General features: G+C 60.7%; 10 protein-coding genes. 5 read left to right on the top strand and 5 right to left on the bottom strand.

The annotated features are described in order from the left end of the window. Positions 1-48 precede the first annotated feature (48 nt). The 3 genes from ACKUG4_RS09235 to ACKUG4_RS09225 all read right to left on the bottom strand — a co-directional run bounded on the left by ACKUG4_RS09235 (position 49) and on the right by ACKUG4_RS09225 (position 2,858). Positions 49-1,200 (bottom strand): TDT family transporter, encoded by a 1,152-nt coding sequence (locus tag ACKUG4_RS09235; protein WP_445433867.1) that lies wholly within the window; start codon positions 1,198-1,200, stop codon positions 49-51. A 105-nt stretch (positions 1,201-1,305) separates the two neighbouring features. After that, positions 1,306-1,617 (bottom strand): cupin domain-containing protein, encoded by a 312-nt coding sequence (locus tag ACKUG4_RS09230; protein ID WP_236191016.1) that lies wholly within the window; start codon positions 1,615-1,617, stop codon positions 1,306-1,308. Between the two features lie 53 nt (positions 1,618-1,670). Further along, a complete protein-coding gene (locus ACKUG4_RS09225) occupies positions 1,671-2,858 on the bottom strand; it encodes an MFS transporter (RefSeq protein WP_445433866.1) in 1,188 nt (395 codons plus the stop codon). Positions 2,859-2,949: 91 nt separating this feature from the next. Between ACKUG4_RS09225 and ACKUG4_RS09220 the strand changes: the two genes are divergently transcribed. Together ACKUG4_RS09220 and ACKUG4_RS09215 are read left to right on the top strand one after the other, a co-directional pair. Next, positions 2,950-3,492: a TetR/AcrR family transcriptional regulator gene (locus ACKUG4_RS09220; RefSeq protein ID WP_445433865.1), complete on the top strand. Its 543-nt coding sequence runs from the start codon at positions 2,950-2,952 to the stop codon at positions 3,490-3,492. Between the two features lie 134 nt (positions 3,493-3,626). Then, positions 3,627-7,097 (top strand): hybrid sensor histidine kinase/response regulator, encoded by a 3,471-nt coding sequence (locus ACKUG4_RS09215; RefSeq protein ID WP_445433864.1) that lies wholly within the window; start codon positions 3,627-3,629, stop codon positions 7,095-7,097. Between the two features lie 9 nt (positions 7,098-7,106). Here the strand turns inward: ACKUG4_RS09215 and ACKUG4_RS09210 are convergent, their stop codons facing one another. Both ACKUG4_RS09210 and ACKUG4_RS09205 read right to left on the bottom strand, forming a co-directional pair. Further along, positions 7,107-8,471 carry a DNA recombination protein RmuC gene (locus tag ACKUG4_RS09210; RefSeq protein ID WP_178076170.1) on the bottom strand — a complete coding sequence of 455 codons (1,365 nt, stop codon included), beginning with the start codon at positions 8,469-8,471 and terminating at the stop codon, positions 7,107-7,109. A gap of 175 nt (positions 8,472-8,646) precedes the next feature. Continuing rightward, positions 8,647-8,970: an SEL1-like repeat protein gene (locus tag ACKUG4_RS09205; protein ID WP_085611478.1), complete on the bottom strand. Its 324-nt coding sequence runs from the start codon at positions 8,968-8,970 to the stop codon at positions 8,647-8,649. 954 nt (positions 8,971-9,924) lie between these two features. On the opposite strand from ACKUG4_RS09205, the gene ACKUG4_RS09200 reads away from it, so the two are divergent. From ACKUG4_RS09200 to ACKUG4_RS09190, 3 genes are all read left to right on the top strand, one after another. Beyond that, positions 9,925-10,149: a hypothetical protein gene (locus ACKUG4_RS09200; protein WP_007950419.1), complete on the top strand. Its 225-nt coding sequence runs from the start codon at positions 9,925-9,927 to the stop codon at positions 10,147-10,149. Positions 10,150-10,425: 276 nt separating this feature from the next. Continuing rightward, positions 10,426-10,908 carry a hypothetical protein gene (locus ACKUG4_RS09195; protein ID WP_064594536.1) on the top strand — a complete coding sequence of 161 codons (483 nt, stop codon included), beginning with the start codon at positions 10,426-10,428 and terminating at the stop codon, positions 10,906-10,908. Positions 10,909-11,054: 146 nt separating this feature from the next. Further along, positions 11,055-12,326, top strand: coding sequence for an OmpP1/FadL family transporter (locus tag ACKUG4_RS09190; protein ID WP_085648477.1), 1,272 nt, complete (start codon positions 11,055-11,057; stop codon positions 12,324-12,326).

The following is a 12,326-nucleotide window of genomic DNA, read 5'->3' as shown; positions in this document are numbered from 1 at the left end:
AGAATCTCGAACCGCGATCCAGGCCACACATTACCTAATCTTTGCAGGTTATTTCTTCAAACCTGCAATGCACGGTGAAACAAACAGCTCACCGCGCCACGCGCCTTGCAGCGTGCGTTTACCGACGATCAGCCACATCACCGCCAGCAACGTCACCAGTACACAACCGGCCACGCTGAAGAAAGTCAGGTGCAAGGTGCTGCCCAGTTTCAGGGTTGCCAGCGAATAAACGCCCAACGGGAAGGTGAAACCCCACCAGCCAAGGTTGAACGGGATGCCATCACGCAGGTAACGCACGGTGATCAGCAGCGCCATCAGCATCCACCACAGACCGAAGCCCCACAGCGTGATCCCGGCGACCAGGCCCAGGCCCGACGCCATTTCGCCGATGCCCGGCAGACCGTTGGCCGCGAAGATCGCCGGGGCGTCGCCACCCAGCAGCAACATGCCCAGGGCGCCGGTGCCGATTGGCCCCAGGGCCAGCCAGCTCGATGCCGCCATGTTTTCGTGGGGCAGTTTGTGCAAGGCCATGCGCAGCAACAGGATGGTCAGGATGCTGAACGCCACCGGCAGAGAAAAGGCCCAGAGCACGTAACTGGTCACCAGCACCACCAGTTGCGAGTGCGCATCGGCGAGATGCGGCGCCAGCAGTCCACCGCTGGCCGCCGCCACTTCCGCGGCCACCACCGGCAGCAGCCAGACGGCGGTCATCTGATCGATGCTGTGTTCCTGACGGGTAAACATCATGTAGGGAATCAGCACGCCGCAGGCCAGCGACATCGCCACGTCCAGCCACCACAACACTTCGGCCAGTTGAATGACCCCATCGCCCCAGCGCGGCAGACCGAACAGCAGAAAGCCGTTGATGATGGTCGCCAGGCCCATGGGAATGGTGCCGAAGAACATCGAAACCGTGGAGTGGCCGAAGATACGCCGCGCCTCGTCGAAGAACAGAATCCAGCGCGCGGCGTAGGCAGCGGTAAACAGCACGAACAACAGAATGTTGAACAGCCACAGCCCTTCGGCCACCGCGCGCAGGCCGGGAATGGACACCGGCAATTGCGCCAGCGCCAAGGCCAGCACGCCGGTGCCCATGGTGGCGGCGAACCAGTTCGGGGTGAATTGGCGGATTACTTCAAGCGGGTGCTGAAGCTGGCTGAATGGCTTGATACCGGGTTTGACGCTGTTGGGGCAAATCATCATGAACTCCTGTCCTCAGGTGAGGTTGAGATCATGGTAGAACCGAATCGAATATCTATATAACGGGTAATATCTCTAACTGTTATCTGTTTTGTAGATATTCAGTCAGACACTGCCTTCGGTTTCGATCACCAGAATCCGCGCCGCACCCTGAGGATGAGCGACGTGTTCGGTGCCGATGGAGGCGTAGAAGATATCGCCAACGTCGAGCAAGGCCTGCTTCTCCTCACCTTCTTCGCGATAGTGCATGAGCACCTGACCGTCGAGCACAACAAACACTTCTTCGCCGTCATTGATGTGCCATTTGTAGGGCTGATCGGTCCAGTGCAGACGCGTGGTGATGCCGTTCATGTTGGCGATGTCGAGCGCGCCCCAGGCGCGCTCGGCGGTGAAGGTCTTGCTGCGGATAATCTTCATGCGTCGATCCGTGAGAAGAGTTGGCTGGCCAAGGCTAACCGAATCCAGAGATGTTATGGAGCGCTGCAGGTCTTCGCCGCTTGCGCGCGGAAGCTCATCAGCAGCGCTCCGACCGCCAACACGATCAGCACCGCGCCATACACATCGGTGGTGGTCAGCAGGCCCACGCTGTGGGTGAAATGTCCGGCCAGTAACGCCGGCAGGCAGAACGCCAGGTAACTCAGCACATAAAACGCCGACATCAATCCGGCCCGCTCATGAGGCAATGCCAGCGGCACCAGGCTGCGCACCGCACCGAGAAAACCGGAGCCAAAGCCACAACCGGCCACCAGCGTGCCGAAGAAGAACAGCGAGAGACTGGCGCTGTGCACGCCCAATAGAATCAGCACGATGCCGGCCGGCAGCAGGCTCGCCCCAAGTTGCAGCGCCCGGGAGGCGGGACGATTGCGCAACGTGAAGATCATCAACGCACCGGTCACGGTCAACGCCGCCACGGTCGCGCCGCCGATCAGGTTGGAGGTGGAGCCAGTGGCCGTGCGCACCAGCGACGGTGCCAGCGAGGCATAAAAACCGCCGAGCGCCCAGGTCGCGGTATTCAGCGGCAATACTCGCCATAACGTCGAACGCGCCTGGACCGGCACGTGCAGGGTCGGTCGCAACGAGGCCCACGCCCCGGCCTGCGGCGAGACACTTTCCGGCAGGCGCCACACATAGATGCCTTGCAACACAAACAGCGCGAGCAGCAACCAATAGGTCAATTGCAACGGCGCCGGAGCGAACTCGGCCAGCAAGCCGCAGCCCATGCCACCCAATGCCATGCCCAGCAACGGAGCAACGCTGTTGATCAGCGGCCCTTGCTGACGGTCGGTGTCCAGCAGCGTCGCACTCAATACGGCGGTGGCCATGCCGGTGGCGAAACCTTGCAGCACTCGCGCGCCGATCAGCCAGCCCACGCTGTCGGCGTAGATAAATAGCAACATCGCCAGCGCATTGAGCGTCACGGCGGTGAAGATCACCGGTTTGCGTCCCAGGTGATCCGACAGCGACCCGACCGTCAGCAACGCGGCCAGCAGACTGAGGGCATAGACGCCGAAAATCAGGGTCAGCACCGCTGCCGAAAAATGCAGCTGATCCTGATACAGGTGATACAACGGCGTCGGCGCAGTGGAAGCGGCGAGAAAACTCAGTAAGGTGATCGCCAGAAACCACAGGCTGGAACGGTTGGAAGCAAGGCTGGTCATGGGCACACTCCGCAAAAGCTAATTTTTTGCTTTTGCGGAGTGTGCTCTTGGCTTGCGCTTAAAGCAAATTCTTTGTGTTAAGGTCTGCCGCATGGCTATTAAAGAAGGTTTACGCCCCGGCGGTCGCAGCGCCCGGGTGCAGGAGTCGATTCACTCGGCAGTCCGCGCGCTTCTGCAAGAACAGGAGCGCTCAACGGTGACCGTCCCGCAAATCGCGGCGCGCGCCGGGGTAACGCCATCAACCATTTATCGGCGCTGGGGCGATCTGGCGACCTTGCTGGCCGACGTTGCCCTCGCCCACATGCGCCCCGACAGCGAGCCGGCTGAAACCGGCAGCCTGCGCAGCGACATCCGCGCGTGGGCCGAACAATACCTCGACGAAATGAGTTCGGAACCCGGGCGCAACATGATGCGCGACGTGCAGGCGAGTGCGACGCCGGGCTATTGCGTGGCGATCATCGGCGCGCAGTTGCAAACCATCATCGAGCGCCACCCCAAGGAACCGGCGCCGAGCGTGGATCGGCTGATCAATCTGGTGGTGTCCCCGGTGGTATTTCGCATTCTGTTTTCGGCAGCGCCGCTGGAAGTCGGAGAACTGCACCGCTTGATCGACATCGCGCTGAAACCGGACTGACCGCAGAACCGGCCGGTTCTGTTCCTGCGACACCCCGCCGCGCCACGACCTTGGTCGACACTGACTAACCGCCGCGCCCGTGCGAGACTGTCTGACCGGGCGCGAGTCCGGTCGTTTTCTGTCGGGAGTGTTCCATGTCGTTGTCCACCGGGCTGATCGCCGCCGTCGCCCTGGCCTATATGGCCATCATGTTCGCCATCGCCTTCTACGGCGACCGTCGCAGCACACCGCTGCCGCCACGGGTGCGTGCCTGGGTGTACAGCCTGTCGCTGGCGGTCTACTGCACCAGTTGGACGTTCTTTGGCGCGGTCGGTCAGGCTGCCGAACAACTGTGGTCGTTCCTGCCGATCTACCTCGGGCCGATCCTGCTGCTGCTCGGTGCGCCGTGGGTGCTGCAGAAAATGGTGATGATCAGCAAGCAGGAGAACATCACCTCCATCGCCGACTTCATTGCCGCCCGTTACGGCAAGTCCCAGTCGTTGGCGGTGGTGGTTGCGCTGATCTGTCTGGTCGGCGTTCTGCCTTATATCGCCTTGCAGCTCAAAGGCATCGTCCTCGGCGTGAACCTGCTGATCGGTGCCGGCGCCGACGCCATGGGCACCCGCGCCCAGGACACCGCGCTGATCGTGTCGCTGGTGCTCGCGCTGTTCACCATCGTCTTCGGTACGCGCAACCTCGATGCCACCGAGCACCACCGCGGCATGGTGCTGGCGATCGCCTTTGAATCGCTGGTCAAGCTGTTCGCCTTCCTCGCCGTCGGCGCCTTCGTCACTTATGGCCTGTATGACGGCTTCGACGACCTGTTCAATCAGGCGATGCTCGCCCCGCGCCTGGAGGAATACTGGAAAGAAACCATCAACTGGCCGTCGATGGTGGTACAGACCGGCGTGGCGATGATGGCGATCATCTGCCTGCCCCGGCAGTTCCACGTGACGGTGGTCGAGAACATCGACCCGCAGGATCTGCGTCTGGCCAAATGGGTGTTCCCCGCCTACCTCGCATTGGCCGCGCTGTTTGTAGTCCCGATCGCCCTGGCCGGTCAGATGATGCTGCCCAGCTCGGTCATCCCCGACTCTTTCGTCATCAGCCTGCCATTGGCCCAGGCCCATCCGGCGCTGGCGATGCTGGCGTTTATCGGCGGTGCATCGGCGGCCACCGGCATGGTGATCGTAGCGAGTGTGGCGCTGTCGACCATGGTCTCCAACGACATGCTGTTACCGTGGCTGCTGCGCCGCAACAATGCCGAGCGGCCGTTCGAAGTGTTCCGTCAGTGGATGCTCTCGGTGCGCCGCGTCAGCATCGTGCTGATTCTGTTACTGGCCTACGTCAGCTACCGTTTGCTCGGCTCGACCGCGAGCTTGGCGACCATCGGCCAGATCGCCTTCGCCGCCGTCACCCAACTGGCCCCGGCGATGCTTGGCGCGCTGTACTGGAAACAGGCCAACCGGCGTGGTGTATTCGCCGGTCTCGCCGCCGGTACGTTCCTGTGGTTCTACACCTTGATCCTGCCGATCGCTGCGCGCAGCCTCGGTTGGTCGCTGGACAGTTTCCCCGGACTCGCCTGGCTGCACAGCAACCCGTTGAACCTGCCGATCACCCCGCTGACCCAAGGCGTGGTGCTGTCGCTGGCAGGCAACTTCACCCTGTTCGCCTGGGTCTCGGTGCTGTCGCGCACCCGCGTGTCGGAGCACTGGCAGGCCGGGCGTTTTATCGGCCAGGAAATCAGCGCCCGGCCGAATGCACGCTCGATGCTGGCGGTGCAGATCGACGATTTGCTGCAATTGGCGGCACGCTTTGTCGGCGAAGAACGCGCGCGGCAGAGCTTCATCCGCTTCGCCTACCGCCAGGGCAAAGGCTTCAACCCGAACCAGAACGCCGACGGCGAATGGATCGCCCACACTGAGCGTTTGCTGGCCGGTGTCCTTGGCGCTTCGTCAACGCGAGCGGTCGTGAAAGCCGCCATCGAAGGTCGAGAAATGCAGCTGGAGGACGTCGTGCGGATCGCCGACGAAGCCTCGGAAGTGCTGCAGTTCAACCGCGCGCTGCTGCAAGGCGCGATCGAGAACATTACCCAGGGCATCAGCGTGGTCGACCAGTCGCTGAGACTGGTGGCCTGGAACCGCCGCTATCTCGAACTGTTCAACTATCCGGACGGTTTGATCAGCGTTGGCCGACCGATTGCCGACATCATTCGCCATAACGCCGAGCGTGGTTTGTGCGGCCCCGGTGAAGCGGAAGTTCACGTCGCCCGTCGTCTGCACTGGATGCGTCAGGGCCGCGCCCACACCTCCGAGCGACTGTTCCCCAATGGCCGGGTGATCGAGCTGATCGGCAACCCGATGCCTGGCGGCGGTTTCGTCATGAGTTTCACCGACATCACCGCGTTCCGCGAAGCCGAGCAGGCGCTGACCGAGGCCAACGAAGGGCTGGAGCAACGGGTCAGCGAACGGACCCAGGAACTGTCGCAACTCAACGTCGCGTTGACCGAAGCCAAGGGCAATGCCGAGGCGGCCAACCAGTCCAAGACCCGCTTTCTCGCCGCCGTCAGTCACGACCTGATGCAGCCCTTGAACGCCGCACGGCTGTTCTCCGCCGCCCTCTCCCATCAGGAAGACGGCCTGAGCGCCGAGGCGCAGAAACTGGTGCAGCATCTGGACAGTTCGCTGCGTTCGGCCGAAGACCTGATCAGCGACCTGCTGGACATTTCCCGCCTTGAGAACGGCAAGATCAACCCGGATCGCAAGCCGTTCGCGGTCAATGAGCTGTTCGATATTCTCGGCGCGGAGTTCAAGGCATTGGCTCAGGAACAGGGCCTGAGCTTCCGGGTACGCGGCAGCCAGTTGCGCATCGACAGCGACATCAAGTTGCTGCGGCGGATTCTGCAGAACTTCCTCACCAACGCTTTCCGCTACGCAAAAGGCCCGGTGCTGCTGGGCGTGCGTCGGCGCAAAGGCGAAATCTGTCTGGAAGTGTGGGATCGCGGGCCGGGAATTCCGGAGGACAAACAGCAAGTGATCTTCGAGGAATTCAAACGCCTCGACAGCCACCAGACCCGCGCCGAAAAAGGTCTGGGCCTGGGTCTGGCGATAGCCGACGGTCTGTGCCGCGTGCTCGGCCATACCTTGCGCGTGCGCTCATGGCCGGGGCGCGGCAGCGTGTTCAGTGTCCGCGTGCCGTTGGCCAAAGCGCAGACCGTGCAACCGCCAGCAACAGTGGAAATCAATGGCAAACTGCACAGCGGCGCGCAGGTGCTGTGCATCGACAACGAAGACAGCATTCTGATCGGCATGAACAGCCTGCTCACGCGCTGGGGCTGTCAGGTCTGGACCGCGCGAAACCGCGAAGAATGTGCGGCGCTGCTCGATGACGGCGTGCGGCCACAATTGGCGCTGGTGGACTATCACCTCGATCACGGCGAAACCGGCACCGATCTGATGGCCTGGTTGCGCACAAGGCTGGGCGAGCCGGTGCCTGGCGTGGTGATCAGCGCCGACGGGCATCCGGAAACGGTGGCGCAGGTGCACGCGGCGGGGCTGGATTATCTGGCCAAACCGGTGAAACCGGCGGCGTTGCGGGCGTTGTTGAGTCGTTATTTGCCGCTCTAGCAGAGCGGCTTATTCAGGCAGCTCGACCAGGCCGTCGGCATCGGTCATCGCGCGCTCCAGCAGATCCGCCGGCAGGCTTTTGCTGGCCCGCGCGCCGAGCAACTTGAGCTGTTCGCTGCGGCTGACCAGGTTGCCGCGCCCTTCCGTCAGCTTGTTGCGCGCCGCGCTGTAGGCCTTGTCCAGTTGCTGCAAGCGATTGCCGACTTCGTCCAGATCCTGAATGAACAACACGAACTTGTCATACAGCCAACCGGCGCGCTCGGCGATTTCCCGGGCGTTCTGGCTCTGACGCTCCTGCTTCCACAGGCTGTCGATGACCCGCAGCGTTGCCAGCAGCGTGGTCGGGCTGACGATCACGATGTTGCGATCAAAAGCTTCCTGAAACAGTGACGGCTCGGCCTGCAATGCAGCGGAAAACGCTGCTTCGATGGGCACGAACAGCAAGACAAAATCGAGGCTGTGCAAACCTTCCAGTCGCTTGTAATCCTTGCCGGCCAGGCCTTTGACGTGACTGCGCAGGGACAGCACGTGTTGCTTCATGGCGATCTGGCCAATGGCATCGTCGTCCGCCGCGACGTATTGCTGATACGCGGTGAGGCTGACCTTGGAATCCACCACTACCTGCTTGTCGCCCGGCAAGTAAATGATCACGTCCGGCTGAAAACGCTCGCCATCCGGGCCCTTGAGATTGACCTGGGTCTGGTACTCCCGGCCCTTCTCCAGCCCGGCATGCTCAAGCACACGCTCGAGAATCAGCTCGCCCCAGTTGCCCTGGGTTTTCTGGCCCTTCAGGGCGCGGGTCAGGTTGGTCGCTTCGTCGCTCAGGCGCAGGTTCAGTTGCTGCAAACGCTCCAGTTCCTTGGCCAGCGAAAAACGCTCGCGGGCTTCGGCCTGGTAGCTTTCCTCGACACGTTTTTCGAACGACTGGATGCGCTCTTTCAAAGGGTCGAGCAATTGGCCGAGGCGCTGCTGGCTGGTTTCGGCAAAGCGTTGTTCGCGCTCATCGAAGATCTTGCCGGCCAGTTCGGCGAACTGGGCACGCAACTCGTCACGGGAACCTTGCAGGTCATCCAGACGTTGTTGATGGCTTTCCTGTTGCTCGCGCAATTCGGCATTCAGCGAAGCCGCCTGGGCGTCCAGGCGCCGCAATTCGGCTTCCTTGTTGGCGCGCTCGAGATTCCAGGCGTGGGCGGCGTCACGGGCGTCGTCGCGCTCGATCTGCAATAGCTCGACTTCCCGGCGTACGGCGGCGAGCTCCGCTTGTTTCGAGGCATTGGCCTGGCCGAGATCGGCGACTTCATCGCGGCAGGCTTCAAGTTGTGCAGTGAGGCCGTCCTGGGCCATTTGCGCCATGGCCAGCCGCTCCTCGAGCAACGCGACTTCAGACTGGTTCTGACTGGCCCGACGTTGCAGTTGCCAGGCCAATGCCAGCAACGGCACCGCCGCACCTGCCAGCCCCAGCAGGATGCTGGTCAAGTCCATCGCCATAGTGATTCCCGCCGATCCGATAAAGCCTGAAGGTTAACCAAGGCGTCTGGTCTTGGACAGCTCAGTCTTCGATCAGGCCGAGTTCCTGTTGCGCGCGTCGGTCACCGGCGCGGGCGGCCTGGCGCAGCAGGTCCTGGCCGATCCGGCGATCCCGGGCATTGCCGCACTCGCGGCACATCAACTGGCCGAGGCGACTCTGCGCCGCGACCACCCCTTCCCGGGCCGGTTGCTTGAGCAGGCGGCCGGCGAGGTGCTTGGCATTCTGGCTGTCGCCCAGACGCGGGCTGTCCAGCAGCCATTCGGCCACGCGCACGGAAAATCGCTTGGGAGCGGTAACACGAGGGAGTTGGGAGGTAACAGATTCTGGAGCTGAACGAAACTTCATAAAGCACTGTGGGACAGATCGGAAGGCGCGCCACTCTACTCTTTTTTTCGCACAGGTAAAGTCGAAAAAAACCCGGCACGCCCGTGCTAGAGCAAGCGCTCGGGACAATCCACAGAAGCTGTGGATAACTCAGTGGACAACCGCCCTCCAGTCGCCGCAAAGCCTTGTGGAACGGGGCTCGCAGTCAAACTGACGATTTTTTCACCAGTTAAAAAAAGCGATGTTTTTCATTGACTTAAACTTTCGATGCAGGCAGCCGTCGGGGTCAGGATTGTTGTGACAGCGCCGTTACAGTCTGCGCAACTAATGTGCACAAGTACCTGTTACGCGGTTATATCGATGCGCCTTTTCGGGTCGTTTTGGCATTCGTGCTGGGGATAAGCCGCTGCGCAGAGCGTCAGCATCTTTCGGGTCGTGGCGACCGACGGACGTAAAGTGAGCCAGATCGGGGCAGGCGGGGGAGCCCGGGTAGCGGATTCTGATTTTTTTGATCATCGGGTTTGCCTTCTGCGATTCGTTCCGTTAGTATCCGCGGCGTTAGTACCAAGCTGAAAGTCAATTCCGGTCGAACACACCCCCACGGTCAAGTTTCTCTCACAGAGATCTTCACTGAAAAAAGCGGGATCGACCCCTTGATGGTTTCCAGGTAAATCTTGCGACGACACAGTCTTTGAATCGAATGCAAAGAGTGTTGCGAAGACCACTTACTCTGACCGAACCAACCTGCAAATTGATCAGGATCTTCACCAAGGGCCCAGAACCTCTGCCCTTGATATGTTGCCTGTCCTCCTAAGTACCTACCTGCCAGCCCAAGCGCGCCAACTTTTATAGCGCTCGAACTGGCTGCCTTGTTCCAGTCGGGTTCTTCGTTCGACCAATGGTGGTTGACGTTACTGGAACGTTTTAACGTTGCACGGTTCTTATCCGTGTCATTTGTAGGAACACCTAATAACTATGTCGACTCAAATCCAGACTCAGGATGCCATTCGCACCCTAACCAACGCTTTTGCTCCAATGAACTGCCTGATCATGGCCGCTCGCAAAGGCTGCTTCAGCTTCACCGTGGTCAATGAACACGGGATCGCCCGCCATAGCGAGCGTCTGTACCCCGATCAGTATTCCAGCGCCGAACCGCTGCAGGCCGTGATTGATCGCACCCGTCAGGCATTGATCGCCTGAGAAGCCGAAATGGCTGCAAAAGCAAAAGCCCTGCTGAAATGCGGGGCTTTTTATTGCCCGATGTTTCACTTTTATCTCTTTCCGCTTAAGCACCAACCGGTATAACGGTTATAACGGCGCGCCGGAAATATTTTAAAAACAGTCCTTTACGTCGCGAATATGACACTACACTTCAACTCAAGCGGCGTGATCCGCTTCCGGCGAGCCTGAGTCGATCCACAGCTGCCAAGCTCCCCCTTCAGGCCTCGCCGCCCAATAACAAGATCCGAGGGATTTATGGGTATCGCTGCCAGCGAACTGTGCCGCTATGTGATTCGTCCTACGCTGATCTACCTGGGACGTCACTGCGCAACCGCCGAATCCCTGCTGCTGGGCATTGCCGCCAGCCAGTCCGCTCTCGGTTCCGCCCTGCATGACCGCCGCGGCCACGGCCTGTACCGGATTGCCGAACATCGCCATCAGGCCCTCTGGGATCATTACCTGGCGCTGGATCCGGAACGCGCCAGCCTGGTTCGCGGCCTCGCCAGCCAGCATGCTTTCCTCAGCGGCCCGCACCTGGAACTGACCGTCAATTTGCGTTATGCCACAGCCATCGCCTGGCTGCTGGTCGAAGAACAAAACACTACCCTCCCCGAGCCGGACGATCTGCTGGGCATGGCGCGTATCTGGCGTCAGACCTTTCAGCCCCAAGGTCGTCTGCGCGACTTCACCTGCGCCTGGCAAACCTGTGTTTCACCGCTGAATCAGGTCGCTTGCTGACCCGCTGTTTTCACAACATCGCCCAACAGGCAGTGATTTTGGTCGGATTGTCCTACAAAACCGCTCTAACTCAAGGCATACGGACTATAGCGCCGGGACGAAAATGTTGGTAATTTTCGCCCCGGTGATCACCAGGAGTTCTAATAATGAAAAAAGTCATGCTCAAAACCACCCTTAGCCTTGCCGTAACCGTGGCATCCACCCAGATCTTCGCAGCTGGCTTTGCCATCAACGAACACAGCATCAGCGGGATGGGGACTGGGTACGCCGGGCGATCTTCTTCTGCCGACGACGCAAGCACCGTTTATGGCAACCCTGCCGGCATGTCGCGCATCACGCGCGAACAAGTCACCGGTGGCGTTGCATTCCTCGACGCAAAAACCGATATCAGCGACGCCAGCTCCAGCCCGAACGGCGGCAGCAACAAAGGCGACATGGTGCCCTTCACCTCCGTACCTATGGGTTACTACGTCAAGCCGATCGACGAGCATTGGGCATTCGGTCTGGGTGTGTACGTACCCTTCGGCCTGATCACCGACTATGAAAACGGCTTCGCCGGCCGTTACTTCGGCAGCAAGTCAGAAGTCAAGATCATCACCTTCCAGCCAACGGTCAGCTACAAGTTCAACGATGTCGTGTCGATCGGTTTCGGCCCGACCATCAACCGCATCGACGGCTCGCTGGAATCCAACCTGTCGATCACTCAGGCAGCGCCGGATGGCAAGGTCAAGATCAAGGGCGACGACACCGCACTGGGCTACAACATCGGCGTCCTGGTACAGGCTACCGACAGCACTCGCCTGGGTCTGACCTACCACTCGAAAGTCGACTACAAGCTCGATGGCAACACCAAGGTCAACTACGGTGTGCTGGGCGCGATCGGCCTGGGTGCGAACCAGAAGTACGACGCTTCGCTGAAGATCACCACGCCTGAATCCGTGGACCTCTCGGTCACCCAGGCGATCAACGATCGCTGGAACGTCTACGCCGGTACCACCTGGACCCGCTGGAGCCAGCTGGAAAAGATCACCGTCAAGAACTCCGGTGTACAGCCTCTGCTGGCTGGCCAGTTCGGCGAGATCACCGAAGAACAGAACTGGCATGACACCTGGGCGTACGCCATCGGTACGTCCTACCAGTTGAACAAGGAATGGGTACTGCGTACCGGCCTGACGTTCGACCAGTCGCCGACCAACAACGTCGACCGTTCGCCACGCATCCCGACCGGCGACCGGACCATCTTCAGCATCGGTGCCGGCTGGAGCCCGACCGAAGACCTGACCATCGACGTTGCCTACTCGTACCTGAAGGAAGAGAAGGTCAACATCCGCAACGAAAACGATCGTGGCCAGAGCTACAACTCGCAGTATGAAAACTCGGCGAACGGCTTCGGTGTCGGCGCAACCTACCGCTTCTGA

Source organism: Candidatus Pseudomonas auctus, assembly GCF_048654275.1.
Taxonomy (GTDB): domain Bacteria; phylum Pseudomonadota; class Gammaproteobacteria; order Pseudomonadales; family Pseudomonadaceae; genus Aquipseudomonas; species Aquipseudomonas pharyngis.
The sequence above is the reverse complement of the archived record's forward strand: the minus strand, read 5'-3'. Positions and strand labels throughout refer to the sequence as shown.